Source organism: Streptomyces sp. NBC_00096 (genome assembly GCF_045041305.1).
Classification (GTDB): domain Bacteria; phylum Actinomycetota; class Actinomycetes; order Streptomycetales; family Streptomycetaceae; genus Streptomyces.
Map to the genome: position 1 here is coordinate 6,951,622 of NZ_CP108221.1, position 18,435 is coordinate 6,970,056.

At 72.0% G+C, this 18,435-nt stretch carries 20 protein-coding genes and 1 pseudogene; 10 read left to right on the forward strand and 11 right to left on the reverse strand.

Annotated features, from left to right (window positions below; translation table 11 throughout):
• Positions 1 to 132: 132 nt before the first annotated feature.
• The 3 genes from OG904_RS31080 to OG904_RS31090 form a co-directional block, all read right to left on the reverse strand.
• On the reverse strand, positions 133 to 525 hold the full coding sequence (locus OG904_RS31080) for a nuclear transport factor 2 family protein (protein WP_405496678.1): 393 nt from the start codon (positions 523 to 525) through the stop codon (positions 133 to 135).
• A gap of 37 nt (positions 526 to 562) precedes the next feature.
• Positions 563 to 1,807 carry a cytochrome P450, cyclodipeptide synthase-associated gene (locus OG904_RS31085; protein WP_405496680.1) on the reverse strand — a complete coding sequence of 415 codons (1,245 nt, stop codon included), beginning with the start codon at positions 1,805 to 1,807 and terminating at the stop codon, positions 563 to 565.
• A gap of 225 nt (positions 1,808 to 2,032) precedes the next feature.
• The gene (locus OG904_RS31090; RefSeq protein ID WP_405496682.1) at positions 2,033 to 2,593 is read right to left on the reverse strand and encodes a TetR/AcrR family transcriptional regulator; all 561 of its coding nucleotides are present in this window, start codon (positions 2,591 to 2,593) and stop codon (positions 2,033 to 2,035) included.
• A gap of 114 nt (positions 2,594 to 2,707) precedes the next feature.
• On the opposite strand from OG904_RS31090, the gene OG904_RS31095 reads away from it, so the two are divergent.
• A complete protein-coding gene (locus OG904_RS31095; protein ID WP_405496684.1) occupies positions 2,708 to 3,394 on the forward strand; it encodes an SDR family oxidoreductase in 687 nt (228 codons plus the stop codon).
• A 57-nt stretch (positions 3,395 to 3,451) separates the two neighbouring features.
• Here OG904_RS31095 and OG904_RS31100 read toward each other — a convergent pair whose 3' ends face one another.
• Positions 3,452 to 4,210 carry a hypothetical protein gene (locus OG904_RS31100; protein ID WP_405496686.1) on the reverse strand — a complete coding sequence of 253 codons (759 nt, stop codon included), beginning with the start codon at positions 4,208 to 4,210 and terminating at the stop codon, positions 3,452 to 3,454.
• A gap of 229 nt (positions 4,211 to 4,439) precedes the next feature.
• Here OG904_RS31100 and OG904_RS31105 point away from each other — a divergent pair, with 229 nt between their 5' ends.
• The 3 genes and pseudogenes from OG904_RS31105 to OG904_RS31115 form a co-directional block, all read left to right on the forward strand.
• Positions 4,440 to 5,027, forward strand: a complete 588-nt coding sequence (locus tag OG904_RS31105; RefSeq protein ID WP_405496688.1) for a 1,2-dihydroxy-3-keto-5-methylthiopentene dioxygenase — start codon at positions 4,440 to 4,442, stop codon at positions 5,025 to 5,027.
• A complete protein-coding gene (gene mtnC, locus OG904_RS31110; RefSeq protein ID WP_405496690.1) occupies positions 5,024 to 5,812 on the forward strand; it encodes an acireductone synthase in 789 nt (262 codons plus the stop codon). The genes OG904_RS31105 and mtnC overlap by 4 nt, the downstream gene beginning before the upstream one ends.
• Positions 5,809 to 6,129, forward strand: a pseudogene (locus tag OG904_RS31115) (class II aldolase/adducin family protein); the annotation flags it as partial. The gene mtnC and the pseudogene OG904_RS31115, both read left to right, overlap by 4 nt.
• Positions 6,130 to 6,256: 127 nt before the next feature.
• On the opposite strand, the gene OG904_RS31120 reads toward OG904_RS31115, so the two are convergent.
• From OG904_RS31120 to OG904_RS31135, 4 genes are all read right to left on the reverse strand, one after another.
• The gene (locus OG904_RS31120; protein WP_405496692.1) at positions 6,257 to 7,372 is read right to left on the reverse strand and encodes an ABC transporter substrate-binding protein; all 1,116 of its coding nucleotides are present in this window, start codon (positions 7,370 to 7,372) and stop codon (positions 6,257 to 6,259) included.
• Positions 7,373 to 7,624: 252 nt separating this feature from the next.
• The gene (locus OG904_RS31125; protein ID WP_405496694.1) at positions 7,625 to 7,729 is read right to left on the reverse strand and encodes a putative leader peptide; all 105 of its coding nucleotides are present in this window, start codon (positions 7,727 to 7,729) and stop codon (positions 7,625 to 7,627) included.
• Between the two features lie 197 nt (positions 7,730 to 7,926).
• A complete protein-coding gene (locus OG904_RS31130) occupies positions 7,927 to 8,385 on the reverse strand; it encodes an RrF2 family transcriptional regulator (RefSeq protein WP_405496696.1) in 459 nt (152 codons plus the stop codon).
• Positions 8,386 to 8,515: 130 nt separating this feature from the next.
• Positions 8,516 to 9,724 (reverse strand): acyl-CoA dehydrogenase, encoded by a 1,209-nt coding sequence (locus OG904_RS31135; RefSeq protein ID WP_405496698.1) that lies wholly within the window; start codon positions 9,722 to 9,724, stop codon positions 8,516 to 8,518.
• Between the two features lie 617 nt (positions 9,725 to 10,341).
• On the opposite strand from OG904_RS31135, the gene OG904_RS31140 reads away from it, so the two are divergent.
• Positions 10,342 to 10,899: a winged helix-turn-helix domain-containing protein gene (locus tag OG904_RS31140; RefSeq protein WP_405496700.1), complete on the forward strand. Its 558-nt coding sequence runs from the start codon at positions 10,342 to 10,344 to the stop codon at positions 10,897 to 10,899.
• 26 nt (positions 10,900 to 10,925) lie between these two features.
• Here OG904_RS31140 and OG904_RS31145 read toward each other — a convergent pair whose 3' ends face one another.
• A complete protein-coding gene (locus OG904_RS31145) occupies positions 10,926 to 11,495 on the reverse strand; it encodes a helix-turn-helix domain-containing protein (protein WP_405496702.1) in 570 nt (189 codons plus the stop codon).
• Between the two features lie 139 nt (positions 11,496 to 11,634).
• Here OG904_RS31145 and OG904_RS31150 point away from each other — a divergent pair, with 139 nt between their 5' ends.
• The 3 genes from OG904_RS31150 to OG904_RS31160 all read left to right on the forward strand — a co-directional run bounded on the left by OG904_RS31150 (position 11,635) and on the right by OG904_RS31160 (position 14,228).
• Positions 11,635 to 12,414, forward strand: coding sequence for an ABC transporter permease (locus OG904_RS31150; protein ID WP_405496704.1), 780 nt, complete (start codon positions 11,635 to 11,637; stop codon positions 12,412 to 12,414).
• Positions 12,411 to 13,127 carry an ABC transporter ATP-binding protein gene (locus OG904_RS31155; protein WP_405496706.1) on the forward strand — a complete coding sequence of 239 codons (717 nt, stop codon included), beginning with the start codon at positions 12,411 to 12,413 and terminating at the stop codon, positions 13,125 to 13,127. The genes OG904_RS31150 and OG904_RS31155 overlap by 4 nt, the downstream gene beginning before the upstream one ends.
• A gap of 93 nt (positions 13,128 to 13,220) precedes the next feature.
• Positions 13,221 to 14,228 carry an ABC transporter substrate-binding protein gene (locus tag OG904_RS31160; protein ID WP_405496708.1) on the forward strand — a complete coding sequence of 336 codons (1,008 nt, stop codon included), beginning with the start codon at positions 13,221 to 13,223 and terminating at the stop codon, positions 14,226 to 14,228.
• Between the two features lie 80 nt (positions 14,229 to 14,308).
• On the opposite strand, the gene OG904_RS31165 is transcribed toward OG904_RS31160, so the two are convergent.
• A complete protein-coding gene (locus OG904_RS31165) occupies positions 14,309 to 15,511 on the reverse strand; it encodes an IS110 family transposase (protein ID WP_405496001.1) in 1,203 nt (400 codons plus the stop codon).
• Positions 15,512 to 15,718: 207 nt separating this feature from the next.
• Here OG904_RS31165 and OG904_RS31170 point away from each other — a divergent pair, with 207 nt between their 5' ends.
• Entirely contained in the window at positions 15,719 to 16,828 is a 1,110-nt protein-coding gene (locus OG904_RS31170) for an aryl-sulfate sulfotransferase (protein ID WP_405496710.1), read from the forward strand.
• A 166-nt stretch (positions 16,829 to 16,994) separates the two neighbouring features.
• Entirely contained in the window at positions 16,995 to 17,453 is a 459-nt protein-coding gene (locus OG904_RS31175; RefSeq protein WP_405496712.1) for an SRPBCC domain-containing protein, read from the forward strand.
• Between the two features lie 9 nt (positions 17,454 to 17,462).
• Here OG904_RS31175 and OG904_RS31180 read toward each other — a convergent pair whose 3' ends face one another.
• Positions 17,463 to 18,410, reverse strand: a complete 948-nt coding sequence (locus OG904_RS31180; protein WP_405496714.1) for a nitrilase-related carbon-nitrogen hydrolase — start codon at positions 18,408 to 18,410, stop codon at positions 17,463 to 17,465.
• Positions 18,411 to 18,435: the final 25 nt, after the last annotated feature.

Here is an 18,435-nt window from a genome sequence, read left to right on the forward strand (position 1 = left end):
GGACACCATGACGGCTCCCCTAACCCCTTCGTCCCGGCACGGGGCATGTGCGGTGCCCGCCGGGTTCCTCGTGTCTTCATTCCGCCCGTTCGGCCCGGCCGGATCCGTGTGACCCGACGGGCCCGTTCCGGGTCACCGGACGTGTCCCAGGTTCTCGTCGTCGGGGTGGCCGGTGACCAGGAGGGTGGTCTCCTCCACGCGCTGGAAGCGGCCGTCGGGGGCGAGATCGGCGAAGAGGTAGACCTCGGTGCGGGAAGTACGGCCGTTGTGCTGGGTGACGGTGACGGTGTGGCGATCGGCGTAGCGCGACCCGTCGCGGAGTTCGTCGTGGACCTCGACGTGCCCGCTGCGGATCAGGGAGCGCAGCCGCTTCATGTGCTGGGTGAATTCGCTGAGGTCGCTCCAGACGCCGTCGGTGCGCTGGCGGTAGTCGGGGGTGAAGTGCCGGTCGAGGGCTTCGTCGAGGCCGAGGTCCGGGGTGAACAGCAGGTCGTTGATGGCTCGGGTGATGTCGGTCGGCGTCATCGCTGTCTTCTCCATGTGAGGGGGCGGGAGCGGGGCGTCAGTCGCGGCGGGTGCCGCGGCCTTCGCGGACGGGGGTGAAGTCCAGGGACAGGGAGGCGGGGCCGCGGGTGTACAGGCCGGTCTCCCGGTAGCGGAAGCCGGGGCTGAACCGGACCTGGTCCAGCAGGGGCAGGAGCAGCGCGGCGACGGTCTCGATCTGCGCGCGCGCGAAGGCGGCGCCGACGCACTGGTGGAGGCCGGTACCGAAGGCGAGGTGCTGGGCGGCGGCGGTGAAGGAGCGCGCGGTGCCCAGGTCGGGGCGGTGGATGTCGAAGGTGTCCGGGGCGGAGAAGGCGGCGGGGTCGCGGTTGGCCGGGCCGATCATGCAGAAGACCGTGGCGCCGGCCGGGACCGAGGTGCCGGCGAACTCGGCTTCCCGTTCCGCCTGGCGGGGGATGAGCTGCACGGGCGGGGTGTAGCGCAGGGTCTCGGCGATCGCGGCGGGGAGCAGGGCCGGGTCCCGGCGCACCCGGGCCAGCTGCCCGGGGTGGTCGATCAGGTGCTTGAAGAGCAGGGCGAGCGTCTTGTCCGCGGGTTCGGTCGCGGCGACGAGAACGTTGATGACCAGGGCGGTGACTTCGCTGTTGCTCATGGCGGCGCCGTCGAACTCGCCGGTGCACAGCTTCGATATCAGGTCCTCGCCCGGGTGCCGGCGCCGGTGTTCGATGACGGGGACGAGGTGGGCCTCCAACTCCTCGGCGAGGCCCAGGCAGTGCCGGCGGCGCTCGGGAGTGAGGGCGATGCCCGTGATGAACTCGGTGATCCCGCCGTGCCAGACGGCCACTTGGCGCCAGTCCCGCTTGTCCAGCCCGAGGAGGTCGAGGGTCACGCGCACGGCGAGCGGTTTCCCGAAGTCATTGACCAGGTCCACCCGCCCCCGGGGAAGGAAGGGGGCGATGAGCTCGGCGGCGTTGGCGTGGACGGCACGCGTCTGGTCCCGCAGGGCCTGCCCCGTAAAACCGCGGACGAAGATCTTCCGCTTGGCGGTGTGCTCGGCCCCGGTCATCTGGGCGAGGACCGGCCCGCGCATCACCGGCTCGGCGCGCACCTGGAGAGTCTCGGTGGTGAAGGCCTCGTGGTCGGTGAGCACCCGCTGCACGTCCTCGTAGCGGGAGAGGAAGTAGCTGTCGATCGACGGCTCGTAGTGAACCGGAGACTGTTCCCGCAGCCATGCGAAGTGGCGGTGGGGGGCGGTGGCGAAGTCCTCGGACAGGACGCTGAAGCCGGAACCGGCCAGGGGCATACGGAGAACCTCTCGAAGCGGGTGCGGGATCAGCAGCTCCTTGATCGCGCTGCCACGGAGCAGCAGCGGGACGGGGGTTGGCGGCCGGGCGGGCGAGGATCCGGAGCGGAGCCCTCCCACCAGAAGGTCAAGACGCAGTGCGGCGGTATTGGTTGTCCCGGTGCGGTGAATCAGCTGCGCCGACAGCCTACCGGTGAGTAAGTCGGGCCCGATCGAGGTCCCGGGTCAGTCGGTTGCCGTCAGCGCCGTGTGCGCGGCGGTGAGGATCTCCTCGGAGATCGGGGAGCCCTTGGTGGCCCGGGCCAGGACGAGTGCGCCGAGCATGGTGCAGAGCCGGGCGATGCCGTCCTGGTCCTCGGTGGCGAGCCACTCGGTGAACTCGCCCACCCCCTCGGTGTAGACGCGGCGGGCCGCCGCGTCGCCCGGTTCGCGCGCCATGTCGGTGACCAGCGCGGCGGCGGGGCACCCCTGCGCCGGGCTGTCGCGGTGCTCGACGGAGAGGTAGGTGTCGATCAGTGCCCGCTGGGCGGCGTCGCGCCGGCCGGCCTGCTGCTCCAGTCCGTCTGCGCGGAGCCGGGCGAGTTCGCCGAAGGCGTGGGCGGTGGCTTCGTCGACGAGCGCCTCTTTGGAGGCGAACTGCTTGTAGAAGCCGCCGTGGGTCAGCCCGGACGCCTTCATGAGCTCGGCGACGCTGACGTGGGTGCCCTGCTCCCGGAAGAGCCGGGAGGCCGTTTCCACGACCCGTCGGCGGTTCTCCTCGGCCTGCGCCTGCGATACCCGGCCCATGGGCCACCTCCCGGTTGGATGTCGGTTGCAATCTATTCTAGACTCTGGTTTAGATTATGGCTGTCATCTAATTCAGGGAGCCGCTCACCGGCCCCCGCAGCGCTGGGAGTGGTCATGGAACTGAAGGACGCGGTCGCGGTGGTCACGGGTGCCAACCGGGGGCTCGGGCGGCATCTGGCCGCCCAGCTCGTGGCGCGCGGGGCGACGGTGTACGCCGCCGCCCGCCGCCCCGGGTCGGTGGACCTGCCGGGCGTCATCCCGCTGCGGCTGGACGTGACGGACGAGGAGTCGGTCCGGGCCGCGGCCCGCACCGCGTCGGACGCGACGCTGCTGGTGAACAACGCGGGCATCTCCACCGCGACGCCGCTGATCGCGGGCGGCCTGGACGGGGTCCGCCTGGAGATGGAGACGAACTTCTTCGGCCCGCTCGCCGTGACCCGGGCCTTCGCTCCCGTCATCGAGGGCAACGGCGGCGGCGCCGTCCTCAACGTCCTGTCGGTCCTGTCCTGGCTGCACCCGGCCGGCCTCGGATCCTACGCCGCCGCCAAGGCCGCGGCCTGGGCGCTGACCGACGCGGCCCGCGAGGAACTGGCGCCCCGCGGCATCACCGTCTCCGCGCTGCACGTCGCGTACATGGACACCGACATGGCCGCGGCCGTTCCCGCCGACCAGAAGACCGACCCCGCCGATGTCGCCGCGCAGGCCCTGCGCGGCATCGAGGAGGGCCTGCCCGAGATCCTCGCCGACGAGACCACCCGGTACGTCAGGCGGAGCCTGGCCGCCCCGCAGAACGCGGCGTGAGGCGGGCCCCGCGTCAGGCGCGCCCGGTCCTGAGGCGCGCCCGGTCCTGACGTGTCGCTACTGGAGCTGGGACAGGTCGACCGAATCGGCGGGCGCCGGGGTCTTGGCCGGTACGGGCTCGTCGAAGGCGGAGAAGGTGGCCTCCACCCGCTCGCCGGCCGTGTCGTCGCCCTGCAGCCGCAGGAGGTAGGGCTTGCCCTCGGTGGCGACCTGGTAGGTCCCCGTCCCGCCGTCGCCCCGGCTGGTGACCGTGATGGCCGGACGGCCGTCCACGGTGGTCCGCGGACCCTTGGTGACCTGTTCGCCCGCCGGCTTCGAGGGGAACTCCTTCCGGAAGAAGTCCAGATCGCAGAAGTCGGCGAAGTCGCGCAACAGGAAGCTGCCCGTGGTGCCGTGCAGGAAGCGGCCGTTGATGAGCGCGATCGCGTCATCGGCCGCGCCGCCGGGCACCCGGGACCGCAGGAGGGCGTCGTCGAACTTCATCCACACGTCGTTCCCGCGTTTGACGATCTCGGCCTTGCCCGATCCGCCGGGAGGGACCACGGTGCCGACGCAATTGCCCCGCTCGTCGAACCGGAGGTCCAGGCCCGTGGTGCCCGACCCGCCGGTCACCTTGGCCGCCATGCGCATGGAGGTGGCCCCGGACATGGCCTGGCGCGCGGCGTCCGCGATGGCCTGGGCGCTCTTGCCGGCGATGCCGTTGTCGTCGGCCCTCGCGGCCCCCGCGCTCACGCCCGCGCCCGCGCCCGCGAAGACGCACAAGCAGACGGTTGCGGCAGCCGCGCAACGGGTCGCGGCCGCCCGGGATGCGTGCATCGGGCATCACCTCACTCCGGCCGCCTCCGGACGGCGCCGGCCAACGTCATGGCCCGCCGCTACCGGTGACCTGATCAGCGTACGTCCGCGCCGCGGCGGGCGCAGCGCAGCCGTCACCTGCCGGATCCGCCATGCTGCCGCCACGTTGCGGCAACAACGGGAGGCGAGAATCGGCCCGGGGCCAGGTCCCGCACGCCCGCACCCCGCCCATTTCACTCTGGAGCATTCCGTGACGCTGCTGACGACCTGGCCGGAGAGCGGTCCCGAGTCCGTCGTACGCCGTACTTCCGAGCCCTCCGAGATCGCCGCCGCACTGGCACGGCTCGGGGTCCGCTACGAACAGTGGCCGGTGCGCGACGACGTTGCGGCGGACGCCGGCAGCGATGCCGTCCTCACCGCCTACCGGGCCGAGATCGACCGGCTGACCGCGGAGGAGGGTTTCGCCACCGTGGACGTGGTCGCCCTGCACCCAGATGACGAGGACCCCGGCTTCGCGGAGAAGGCGAAGGCCGCGCGGGCGAAGTTCCTCGAGGAACACACGCACGATGACGACGACGAGGTGCGCTTCTTCGTCGCGGGTTCCGGCATCTTCTACCTGCACGTGGCGGGTGAGGTCCACGCGGTGCTGTGCGAGCACGGCGACCTCCTCGGCGTGCCGAAGGGCACCACGCACTGGTTCGACATGGGTACCCGGCCGGCCTTCACCGCGATCCGCTTCTTCCACGAAGAGGACGGCTGGATCGGCACGTTCACCGGCAGCGGGGTCTCGGGGCGCTTCCCCGACTTCGACACGATCACGGCACCGGACGCGGCATGAGCCGTACGGTGGACGCCGTCGTGCTGGACATCGAGGGCACGACGAGCGTCACCGGCTTCGTCGTCGACGTGCTCCGTCCCTACGCGCGCGAACGGTTCGGCGCCCTGCTCGCCGGGCGGTCCGGGGAACCGGAGGTGGCCCGCGCCCTCGAGCAGGTACGGGCGGAACTGGGTGAGCCGGACGCCGGTCCGGCGCGGATCGAGCAGGCCCTGAACGCCTGGAGCGACGAGGACCGCAAGGTGACGCCGCTGAAAACCCTTCAGGGCGTGCTGTGGGCCGAGGGGTTCGCGCGCGGTGAGCTCGTCTCGCACTTCTACGCGGACGTGGTGCCCGCGCTACGACGCTGGCACGCGGCGGGTGTACGGCTGTACGTGTACTCCTCCGGGTCGGTCGCCGCGCAGCGGGCGTGGTTCGGGCACAGCGCCGAGGGCGATCTGCGCGGGCTCGTCACCGGCTGGTACGACACGCAGAACGCGGGTCCGAAGCAGGAGGAGGGGTCCTTCCAGGCGATCGCCGCGGACACCGGGCTCTCCCCGGAGCGGCTGCTGTTCCTCTCCGACCACCCGGGCGAGCTGGACGCGGCCCGGGCGGCGGGCTGGCGGGCGGTGGGCGTACGCAGGCCGGGGGAGCCCTACTGCGAGCAGGACCCGCGGGACCACCCGCAGGCCCGGACCTTCGAGGAGGTCGGCGCGGTCGGGATCGGCCCGGTGGAGGCCGGCCCGGTGGGCAACGGTGCGGTGTGCAGCGGCGCGGTGGGCAACGGCGCGGTGGGGAGCGGAACATGACGGCGGCGGCCGACCTGGAGCAGGCGGGGGCGGTACTGGCGGCCGAGGCGGCCCGCTTCGCCTCCTTCGGCTGGATGCGCGGCACCTCCGGCAACCTCTCGCTACTCCTCTCGCGCGAGCCGTTCCGGCTGGCCGTGACGGCGAGCGGCCATGACAAGGGCGAACTGGCCGGCGAAGACGTGGTGCTGGTGGACGAGCGGGGAGCGGCGGTGAGCGGTGGCAGACCGTCCGCCGAGGCCGAGCTGCACGCGCGCGTGGCCCTCCTGACGGGCGCGGACGGGGTCGCGAGGGGCAGCGCCGTGGCTCTGGAGGCGCTTCGGCTGCTGGCCGCGGACCGTTCCTGAGCCCGCCGGACGGGGCGTGAACCCGGACACCGCAAGAGGGTGCGGACCAGGCGTGGTCGCCATGGTCCGCACCCTCCTGGGTGGTTGCCGAGCTACGGGGTCACTTGACGCCGAGGCCGGCGTCGGAGACCTCGGGCTTGCCGGCGGCCTTGAGGACCTTGTTCAGGAGCGTCAGGTCGTAGATGCCGGTGAGGTCGGGCTGCTCGATGAGCTTGGCCTTGACGGCCCAGTCGGATTCGGTCTTCAGGGTGCCGGCGAGCGGGTCGTCGGTGACCAGGATGCTGGTCCAGGCCGGGTCGATGACCTTGGCGTCGAGCGGCTTGCCGCCTTCGGCGGCCAGCTTCGCGTTCGCGGAGGCCTTCGCCTTGTCGGGGTTGGCGTTGATCCACTCGTTGGTCTTCACGGTGCCGCGCAGGACGGCTTCGACGACGTCCGCGTGTTCCTTGAGGAACTTCTGCGACACGATGATGTTCGTGATGACGAACTTCTTGTCGGGCCACAGGTCGGTCTCGTCGAGGAGGACCTTGGCGCCGTCGGAGACGAGCTTGGAGGCGGTGGGTTCGGGGACCCAGGCGCCGTCGATGGAGCCCTGCTTGAAGGCGTCGGGGGTGACCTTGTTGTCGGTGCGGACGACGGAGACGTCGCCCTTGCCGGACTCGGGGTCGACGTTCCAGCCCTTTTCGGAGATCCAGTTGAGGAACGCGACGTCCTGGGTGTTCCCCTTCTGGGGGGTGGCGATCTTCTTGCCCTTGAGGTCGTCCAGGGTTTTGATCTTGTCGGGGTTCACGACCAGCTTCACGCCGCCGGAGGCGGAGCCGGAGATGATCCGCAGGTTGGAGCCCTTGGACTTGACGTAGCCGTTGATGGACGGCGAGGGGCCGATGAAGCCGATGTCGAGGGAGCCGCCGTTGAGGGCTTCGATCTCGGAGGGGCCGGCGTTGAAGGACTGCGGCTTGATCGTGGTGCCGTTGAGTTCCTTGGCGATGAGGCCTTCCTGGAGACCGACGAGCGCGGTGGCGTGCGTCAGGTTCGGGAAGTAGCCGATGCGGACCTCGGTGGCGGACAGCTTCTTGCCGGCGTCGGCGGCGACGTTCTCCTTCGCGGGAGCGTCGTCCTTCTTGGCGTCGGAACCGTAGCCGCAGGCGGTGAGCAGCAGGGGAAGAGCGGCGGTGACGGCGATGGCGCGCAGGGCGGTGAGCGGTCTTGCGGCAGACACGGGGGTGTCCTTTCACGGGATGGGGTTCGGGGGAGTACGGGGACGGGCGACGCAAAGTCATCGGCACACATGGCACCCACTCCCGGCCGTCGTCGGCGGGATCGCGGTCGCTTGAAGTAGGGCAGGTGGTGAGGTGCGGGTGGTGAGGTCGGCCGGGGCCCGGCCGTTCTGCGGCGAGCGGGGCGGCGCAGCGGCCCCGGGGTGCGCTCCGAGTGGTGCTCCGAGCGTGGGGCCAGGCCTCGTCAAATGCTGTCAGGCAGGCTGACAGATGGCGCTGGAGGTGCGGACCAGGTCGATGTGTCGACGGGAGGTCAGAGGCAGCGTCCTGCCTGCGCGGTGCAGTGTTCGCACGGCCACCTCCCGGAATTCCTAGTTTTCCCACCTGGTTGGTAGGCATATTGGCAGACCGGGACACCCGTCCCAAGAGGTTGCCCACATGGTGGACGCTGAGATCTCGCGATGTGAGAAAGCGCAGGTGGGGAGGGGGTTCGGAAGGCCAGAAGGCCAGAAGGCCAGAAGGCCAGAAGGTCGAGAGGGTCAGGAGGGTCGGGAGGTCAGGGATTGGTCCAGGCGTCGGGAGCGTGGGCCAGCGCGGACACCGCGGCGGGCAGCTCGGACGACGCGACGTCGGCGAGCGACACCCCGTCGAGGATCTCGCGCACGTTGGCCCGCAGCGCGATCCACAGGGGCAGCAGCGACTGGGCGGGTCCGGTGTAGGACAGGTCCGGCGGGCGGACCCCGCGCACCGAGACGAGCGGTCCGTCCACGACGCGGATGACGTCCGCGATGCTGATGGACCGGGCGGGCCTGGCCAGCCGGTAGCCGCCGTTGCCGCCGCGCTGGCTGAGTACGAGACCGCCCCGGCGCATGTCGTTCAGGATGCCCTCGAGGAACTTGTGCGGGATGTCCTGGGCGTCGGCGATGGCTTCGGCCTTCAGTGGCCCGTCGTCCTGCGACGCGGCAAGCTGCAGTGCGGCACGTACCGCGTAGTCCGCCCTGGCTGAGATCCGCATGCGGACATTATCCCGTACGGCGCGGGCCGGCGTCCGTCACGGGTGGCCGTCCGCTGCCGGGCAGGTCCGCGTGCCCGGCAGCCGGGGGACCGGGCCGCGGAGGCGTGACCGGCCCGAGCGGCACCCCGCGTCAGTGGAAGGCCGCCGCCGCGGCGCGGTGGGACCCGTTGAGGTAGTGCTCGCCGATGGAGCGCAGGCGGTGCGCGGCCGGGCGGTGAGCCGTCAGGACCCGGGCGTTGCGCCAGAACCGGTCCAGGCCGGGGGCATCGGCGAGTTCCAGCACCCGGGTGCTGATGTGCAGGGCGACCTTCGACGTCACGGTCTCGGCGGTCGCGACCAGGGCGGCGACGCCCGCGGCTCCCTCCGGGTCGAGGTGCGCACCCGTGTCCAGGGCCTGCCCCATCACGTCCGTCGCCCGTCCGACGACGGCGGTGGCCGTCTGGGCGGCGGAGGCGAGTTCCCCGTACGTCAGGAAGAGGTCCGGGTCCTCGCCGGGCAGCCGGTGCGCGCGGCCGCCCCTGCTGAGGTCGCGCGCCTCGGTCAGGGCGCCCTCGGCGATGCCGAGGCCGACGTGGCACAGGGCGAGCCTGAGCGCGGGTTCGGCGAGCGCGGTGAAGGGGGTGGCCGACTCCTCGTCGTGCGGCCGGCGGCCCAGCACCTGCCCGGGGGTGATGGCGACCCGGTCCAGGACGATGTCGCCCGCGCCGGCCACGCGCTGCCCGAGGCGGTCGTGGGCGGGCTCGACGGTCACGCCCGGCGCGCCCGGCGCAATCCGTACGACCAGGACGTCGCCGGTCGAGGCGCAGAGGGCGTCCACCACGATCTGGTCGGCCGCGGCCACCGCCGTCTCCACGGACCGGCGCCCGTTCAGTACGTAGCCGTTGGTCCGCGGCCGCAGCGTGAGGTCCGGTCCGTCCGCGGCCTCGTCGGTCGCGGGCGCGTGGACCGCGCCGGTCCACAGCCACCGCTCGCGCACCGACTCCTCCTCGAGGGCGGTGGCGGCCTCGTGACTCGCGTAGAAGCGTCCGCTCCAGGTGTGCACGTAGTGGCGGGCGAGCAGGTCGCCGACGGAACTGTCCGCCGCGGCGATCTCCCGGATGACGGCGCATCCGGTACGCCAGTGCGCCCCGCGGCCGGGCCCGGGCGGGGTGAGGGCCGCAGGCAGGCCGGCCTCGCGCAGCCGGGCCGTCTCGTCGGTGGGCGGTTTTCCGGCCTGATCGCGGGCGATGGCGTCCGCGGCGAGGTCGTCCGCCACGTCGCGGGCGGTACGCAGGAGCGCGCGGCGCCGCTCGTCGGCGGGGCCCGGTGTCGTCGCCGTGGGCGGCGCCGTGGGTGTCACCGGCAGGCCCGGGTGATGCGGTGTCCGCCGTGGGGCGCGGGGGATGGGTGGACAGTGGTGCCGTGGGGGACGGCGGTGGTCATGTCGGCTGCTCCGCAACGTTGTTGGGTGGCATCGGCCGGCCACGCGTGACCGAATCCCCACCTTTCCCATCGGATTGATAGGGATACTTGCCCGAAGTAACCGTTCCGGCAAGGGCGTGATCGAATGATGGACAGCTTCATCTCGCGATCCGAGACGTGTTCCCTATTTCCTATGGAATCGGTAGGGAAGTATTGACGCGTGCTCGCCGCGCACCTGAGGATGTGGCCATGTCCCCGTCGCAGCCGTTGCTCGTACGCCGCAGGCACGTTGACTTCCGTCTCGTGGCCAGCGCCGCCTGCCGACCCGTTTAGGGCCTCTCCGCCAGGGCATTTCCCCGACGCGCGCCGGTGTTCCGGCTGTCGTGTCCCTCTGTGTGCACGCTTCCCCGTGCCCCTGGCCCTCCGGGTCCGCAGGGGCCGCCCGGCGTGCGGCGCGCCGGCCCTCCCGGCCGGATCCGTCACGGAGACCCATGCCCCGTCGTGGCCGAACACCCGGCATCCGTACCTCATTCCGCGCAGCCGAAGGGGCTCACCGTGACCACCGCACTTCCCGTACCCGTACCCGCCGCAGTTCCCCGTTCCCCGGCCCTCCGCCTCCAGTTGGTCGGTGACCAGCCGCCCGGTGTCCCCGTCGACGGGGCCGGCGGCGGCCGCATCGGCTACCTCGTGTTCCTGCCGGCGAACGTCGACCCGGTGGCGCTGATGAACGCCCACGGCGTGCGCCCGGAGGTCCGCCCCCTCGGCCCGGGAGCGTTCGCGGCCCCCGAGCCGGCTACCGAACCCGGCCCCGTTCCGTTCGACGACGGCATCCGGGTCGACCGCGCACGGCGGCTGGTCGAGGTCGACGGGCGCGAACTGGAGCTCACCTACCTGGAGTTCGACCTCCTGGCCCACCTCGTGGCCCACCCGTACACGGTGCACACGCGCGACACCCTCATCTCGGACATCTGGGGGTACGGGCACTTCGGCGACGGCCGTACGGTCGATGTCCACGTGGCCCGGCTGCGCCGTAAGCTCGGCCCCGCCCACCGGTCCCGCATCACCACCGTGCGCCGCGTCGGCTACAAGTACGTACCCGACCGGACGGCCTAGTACGTCCGGTCGCGCGGCCCGGGGGGTCAGGCGCTCGCGATGACCAGCAGGGTGCGCGCGGCGTCCGGGCCCGCCAGGCGGCAGCGGTGCGGGACTTCGCCCCGGTGGTGGGCGCTCTGTCCGGCGCGCAGGGTCAGCGGTTCCTCGCCCTCGACCTCCAGGACGATCTCGCCCTCCAGGACGTAGAGGAAGTCCTCGCCCGGGTGCTCGAACCAGCCGCGCTCGCCCCGGCCGGGCTCGAAGTGGTGCTCGTAGGCCTCCATCAGCGCGCTGCGCCCGCCGGGAATGAGCACCCGGGCGGTCTGCCCCGTGGCCTCGTTCACGCGGATCACCTGCGGGTCGCTCTCATGGCTGACCGCACCGGGTCGCGCGGGTGGCCGCAGGAAGGTCCCCGGGGTGACGTCCAGCGCTTCCGCGATCCGGTAGATCGAGCTGAGGCTCGGGGTGGCGAGCCCGCGTTCGAGCTGGCTGAGGAAGGGCTGCGAGAGGCCGGAGCGGGCGGCGAGGACGGCCATGGAGACGCCGCGCTGTTTGCGGCAGCTCCGGATCACCCGTCCGACCTCGATCGCCTCGGGCGTGGGTTCGGGTCGAGACACGCAGGTGAACGTACCTCATCACCGATCGCACGCCGGGGGCCCCGGCCAGGTTTCGTACTGCGGCAACACTCCCGTCATAAGCGTGGTCAATTATTGACCTCACTTATAGACGTCGAGGAACCGAACGAGGAGCCGCCCCGTGCCCGCCACCCCCTCACCACCAGGCCGGGCCCCCGGCCGGCTCGGCCCGGCCCTGGGCGCGGCAGGAGCCGTGCTCGCGCTGTGGTACCTGCTCGCCCGGTCCGGTGCGGTGGCGCCGGGGCTGCTGCCCACGCCCGGCCAGACCGCGGCCGCGCTCGCGGACAGCGCCCGCAGCGGGATCCTGGCCGCCGATCTCGGTGCCAGCCTGGTCCGCGCCGGACAGGGATTCGCCCTGGGCGCCCTCGTCGGCAGCGCACTGGGCTTCGCCACCGGCTACCTGCCCGGGCTGTCCGCCGCCGTCACCCCGGTGGTCTCCTTCCTGCGCCCGGTCCCCGCCATCGCTCTGGTACCGCTCGCGACCGCCTGGTTCGGCATCGGCGAGACCGCCAAGCGTCTGCTCATCGCGTACGCCGTACTGCTCGCCGTCTGGCTGTACGTCCACGACGGTGTCTCCCGCGTGCCGGTGTCCCACCTGCGGGCCGCCCGGGCCCTGGGGGCGCCGCTGCACCGGCGGTTCACCGAGGTGCTGCTCCCCGCCGCCGCGCCCGCGCTGCTCGCGGCCTTGCGGTACGGGGCCTCGGTGGCCCTCCTCGCCCTGGTGGCGGCCGAACTCGGCGGCGCCGACAGCGGGTTGGCGTACCGGCTCCAGGTGGACGGCCAGTTCCTACGGGTGGACCGGATGTTCGCGGGCCTGCTCGTGCTCGGCCTGCTCGGCGTGGCCGTCGACCTCGTACTGGCCGCGATCGGCCGCCGGTTCGTGCACTGGAGCACCTCATGAGCCTGGGCGTACGACTGGAGGGGCTGTCGGTCCACTACGGGGCCGCCCCGGTGCTGGAGCGCACCGATCTGGAGCTCCCGGCGGGCTCGTTCACGGCGCTGCTGGGCCCCAGTGGGTGCGGCAAGTCCACGATCCTCAACCTGGTGGCCGGATTCGCGGGCCCCACCGAAGGCCGGGTCACGGCCGGTTCCGCACCCGTGCGCGGACCGGGTCCGGAGCGGGGCGTGGCCTTCCAGCACTACGCGCTCTTCCCGTGGCGCACGGCCCGCGGAAACGTCGAGTTCGCCCTCAAGCGGCTCGGCCTGCCCCGTCCGGAGCGCCGCAGGCGCGCCCTCGCGGCACTGTCCGAGGTGGGGCTGGCGGACGGCGCCGAGAAGTACCCGGCACAGCTGTCCGGCGGCATGCAGCAACGCGTGGCCCTGGCCCGCGCACTGGCCGCCGAACCCGAAGTACTGCTGATGGACGAGCCGTTCGGAGCGCTGGACGCACTGACCCGGACCCGGATGCAGACCCTGCTGCGGGAGCTGTGGCAACGCCGCGGCACCACCGTCCTGTTCGTCACGCACGACATCGACGAGGCACTGGCCCTCGCCGAGCGGGTCGTCGTCCTCGGTGGCACGCCCGGGCGCGTACTGGCCGACCACGCCGTGCCCGCAGGGCCGCCCGACCCCGCCCTGCGCTCCCTGATCGCGGGCCACCTCGGCGTCGGCTGAAGCTCCCTGCGGCTCCCGCGCCTCTTCCTGCCTCCACCCCCATCCCCCTCCTCATCCCCATCCCCACCTCCATTCCTGGAAGGACCCCCTCCCATGCTCAGACCCCGTGCGACGGCCGCCCTGCTGACGGCAGCCCTGCTCTGCGTGCTCACCTCGGCCTGCACCGCCGGCTCCGGCTCCGGCTCCGGAGCCGCGGCCGACGGCCGCCCCGCCGTTTCCCTCGCCGCGAGCGACCAACTCGGCGGGGCGCCCGTCTACGTGGCCCAGGAGCGCGGCCTGTGGTCCGCCGAGGGCATCGACGCCACCGTGACCACCCAGCCCACCGGCCGGGACGCGCTCAACGCCGTGCTCGGCGGTCAGGCACAGCTCGGCGTCGTGGGCGACCTGCCCGCGGTGACGGCCGCACTGGGCGGGCGCGAGCTGCGCATCGTCGCCGACCTGTCCCGGTTCGACGATTGGCGCCTGCTGACCCGGACCGACCGGCAGATCACCGGCTTCGCCGCGCTGAAGGGCCGCAAGGTCGGTGTCCCGCAGGGCACGAACGTCGAGTACGCACTGTCCCGGATGCTGGCCTCCGCGCAGCTGACGGCCGCGGACGTGACCGTGGTCAACCTCGCCCCGAACCAGGTCACTTCGGCGCTGGCCCGAGGGGACGTCGACGCCGGGGTCACCTTCCCCAGCTTCTACGGCGCCGCCCGCACCGCCCTCGGCGACCGTTACGCCGAGCTCCCCTTCACCGGCTACACCGCGCGGACCCTGCTCGTCGCCGGCCCCAAGGCGACCGAGGCGAGCACCACGGCGGTGCTCCGGGCGCTGCTGAAGGCCCAGCGCGAGATCGGCGCCGACCCGGCCGCCGCGCGCAAAGACGTACTAGCCCAGTCCAAGGGCGCCCTCCAGGCCGACTACGTGGCCGCCTTCCAGCCCCGCTACGGCTACGGCGCGACCCTCTCGCCCGAACTGCTGGCCCAGTTGGAGCAGGAGGCCGCCTGGGCGAAGGCCGCCCAGAGCCTGCCGGGCCCGGCCGACCGCGCCGCGCTGCTGCGGTATCTGAACCCGGCGCCCCTGACGGCCGTCGACCCGGCCGCCGTCACCGTCCGCTGACCGCACCCACGGCATCCACCCGCTTCACCCCCACCCACTGCATCCACCACTTCACCCCCGCAGGAGTCTCAATGACGAAGTCAAGCCGTCTGCGTGACCGGCGGAGCGGAGGTGAACTCCCTTCCATCACGCAGCAGCGCCCACAGCACGCTCGCTCTGCGGCGGGCCAGGGCGATGACGGCTTGGACGTGCTTGCAGCCCTCGCCGCGCTTCTTGAGGTAGAAGTCCCGGTTCGGGCCATCGCAGATGATGCTGGTCTGCGCGGACATGTAGAACACCCGTCGCAGACGGCGGCTGTAGCGCTTGGGCCGGTGCAAGTTGCCCGTCCGGCGGCCGGAATCCCGGGGAACCGGTACCAGCCCGGCCGCCGACGCGAGGTGACCGGCGTCCGCGTAGGCGGTCAGGTCTCCCGCGGCGACGACCAGCTCGGCGCCGAGTATCGGGCCTATGCCGGGCATCGACTCGATGATCCCGGCCTGCGGATGGGTACGGAACGTCTCGCGGATCTGCTTGTCGACGCGCTTGAGGCGATCGTCCAGCGCCAGGATCTGCCCGGCCAGGTCGGCGGTGATCTGTCCTGCAACGTCCTCGCCGGGCAGCACTGTGTACTGGGCTCCGGCCGCCTCCAGAGCGGTGGTTGCGACGGTATCGGCGTTACGGACGCCGCGTTTGGCCAGCCATGCCGTGAGCCTGGTCTGCCCACGCCGACGCAGGGCGGCCGGGGTCTGGAAGCCGGTCAGCAGCACCAGTGCACCCCTGTGGTTGCTGTAGTCGAAACCACGTTCCAACGAGGGGAAGATGCCGGTCAGCACGTCACGGAGCCGGTTGATCATCCGAACCCGGTCGGCCACCAGGTCCGAGCGATGCGCCGTCAGCAGTGCGAGGTCGGCTGCCAGCTGGGCAGGCACGTCAATCACGGCGAAGTCCCGCCGCTGACGGGCTGTCTCGGCGATGACGTAGGCGTCCCGGGCGTCGGTCTTGGCCTCGCCCCGGTAGGCACCGGACATGCGGTTGACGGTCCGTCCGGGCACGTAGACGGCCTGCTGGCCGTGCGCGGCGAGCAACGCCAGCAGCAGCGCGGAGGACGTTCCGGAGATGTCCACCGCCCAGCGGACCTCGTCGGCCAGGTCGAGGATCTCCCCGAGTGCGGTCAGGATCGCCGCCTCGTCGTTGTCGATCTTCTTCGACCACAGGGTGGTGCCGGATTCGTCGACCACTGCCGCCCAGTGGTGTCCCTTGCCCGCGTCGATGCCGGCCCAGAGCCGGGCTCGTCGCTCGTTCATCTACCCCTCCTCGTTCCACACGGCTTGCCGTCGGCCCGAGGGACACCCCGCTGTCATCTCCGTAATCAGCGACCGAAGCGCACATCTCAATCAGCAGCCAGGGCGCCCAAGAGAGCCGGGCGGCCACTCCTTCGAAGCCACTGAAGGCAGAGCCTCATCAGCCACACCCGGCCCTCTCGGGCCGCCTAACAACTTACGGAGATCCTCATGACCGTCGACCAGAACACCCTGCGCCGCCGCGGCGTCGGCCTCATCGCCCATGACCCCGACCGTAGTTACGGCGGCTACACCCTCTACACGCCGATCACCAGCGCGGGCTCGATCCACCTCGTCGACATCGAGGGCCGCCCCGTCCACACCTGGAACTCCCCGCACCCGCCCGGCCGCCAGGCGCAGCTCCTTCCCGGCGGCAACCTCTTCTACGCGGCCAAGGACACCAGCAGCCCCACCCTGTTCCCCATCTGGGACGTCTACCACGGCGGCATCTTCCAGGAACTGGCCCCGGACTCCACGGTCCTGCGCGAGGTCCGACACCCCTTCCACCACCACGACGCATCGATCCTGCACAACGGCAACCTCATCATCACCGTCGTCGAGCCGCTGGATCCGGCCGACGCGGCCCGCATCCGGGGCGGCATCCCCGGCTCGGAGGCCCCGGGCGGGGTGATCTACGGGGACGTGGTGTACGAGCTGACCTGGGACGGGGAGGAAGTGTGGCGCTGGGCCGCGATCGAGCACCTCGACCCCGAGGAGTTCCCGCTCAACGCCCACTTCGCACGTGAGCACTGGCCCATGGCCAACACCGTCAACGAACGCGCCGACGGCTCGATCGTCGTGGGCTTCCGCAGCGCGTCCTCCGCGGTGGCCATCGACCGTGCCGACGGGTCCGTGCTGTGGCACATCGGCCCCGACGTCCTGGCGCAGCAGCACCATCCGCACGAGCTGGCGGGCGGGAACATCCTGGTCTTCGACAACGGCACCTACCGCGACACCACGTCCGTTCCGTACTCACGGGTGCTGGAGCTCGACCCGGCCACGGGCAAGGAGGTGTGGTCGTACGAGGACAACCCGCCGCAGAACTTCTACAGCCCCTACATGTCCAGCGCCCAGCGGCTTCCCAACGGGAACACCTTCATCGCCGAGGGCTCCTTCGGGCGGCTCTTCGAGGTGACCCCCGGCGGGGACGTGGTCTGGGAGTTCGTGGTCCCGCAGTTCCGGTCCTTCGGCGAGGGCGTGGGTCTGGAGTCCTCGGCCGGAGCCCAGAACTCCGTCTTCCGTGCCCACCGCTACGCCGCCGAGCAGTTCCCCTGGCTCTGAACGAAGGGCCCGGTGCCGACCGGTCGCCTCCCGGGCGGAGGCGAGGCCCCGGCTCGTGAGCGCCGCCGCCGACCCCTTCCGGCGGCGGCGTGTGAGGGCATGCGGCCGCCCCCGCCGGGACTAAGGTGGCGAAGGGGCCCGAGGGCGGAACGGAGCGAGAACCCTGATGGCGACGCCTACGGACACCGTCACGCTGGAGCGCCGCATCCCGGCCCGCCCCGAAACCGTCTTCGGCTTCTTCACCGACCGAGAGAAGTGGCTGTCCTGGATGGGCGCCGACGGCGTGTTCTCCTTCGAGCCCGGCGGCTCGTACCGCACCCGGATCACCGCCGGGAACATCGCCACCGGCCGCTTCCTCACCGTCGAACCGCCCGAGCGCCTCGTCTTCACCTGGGGCTGGGAGACCGGCTCCGGGCCCGTGGCGGCCGGCTCCACCCGGGTGGAGATCACCCTCGAACCGGTCCCCGAGGGCACCCTGCTCCACCTGGTCCACAGCGGCCTGCCCTCCGAGGAGGCCTGCGTGACCCACGCCGAGGGCTGGCAGCACTACGTCGACCGGCTCGCCTCCCGAGCCGAAGGCGGCGACCCGGGCCCGGACACCTGGCTGCGGGAGCCCGCGGACTGACAGGCCGTGTCAGGCCACCCCCACGCGGCGCCGTTCGGTGAGCCGGCCGTAGAGCTCGGGCCGGCGGGTCTGCATCAGCCCGAAGTCCAGCCAGTCGCGGCGCTGGTCGAGGTCGAGGTCGGCGACGAGGACGGCGGGCCGGTCCCGGGGCGCGCGGAGCATGACCCGGCCGTAGGGGTCGGAGATGAAGGAGGAGCCGTAGAAGGTGGAGCGGCCCTCGGTGCCGATGCGGTTGGGCACGACCATGAACAGTGCGTTGGCCAGGCCGTTGGCGCTGATCGCGTGCTCCCACATCGGCCGGGTGTCGAACTCGGGCAGGTCGACCTCGGAGCCGATGGCCGTGGGGTGGACGAGGATCTCGGCGCCCTGCAGACCGTAGGCGCGGGCCAGTTCGGGGAACCACTCGTCCCAGCAGGTGGGGAAGCCGAAGCGGGCGCCCTCGTGGGAGACGACCGGGAAGCCGCTGTCGCCGGGGCGGAAGCACAGGTCCTCGCGGTATCCGGGGAAGGCGGGGATGTGGTTCTTGCGGGTCCGGGCGATCAGCGAGCCGTCCGGGGCCACGCAGACGGCCGTGTTGTACCCGAGGCCGCCGTCGGCCGCCCGTTCGTAGAGGGAGGCGTGGACGGTGATGCCGAGGCCGGTGGCGAGTTCGGCGGCGAGGCGGACGGTGGGACCGTCCTCCACGTCCTCCAGGTAACGGGCGGCGCCGTCGCCCATCGGGTCGTCGGAGTTGCAGAAGTAGGGGCTGCGGGTCAGCTCGGGGAGGCAGACGACGGTGGCCCCCTCGGCGGCGGCGAGCGCGACGCCTTCCCGCAGCCGGTCGTCGTGCGCGTTCTCGTCGGCGTACCAGCGCATCTGGACGAGGCCGACGCGCAGCAGCCGCCGCTCGGCCGGCTCCGTGCGGGCCGGGGAGCCGAGGGGCGAGCCGTAGGAGGTGAGCAGTTCGTACGAGGTCACGCGAAAGCCGCCTTCGATAGATCCT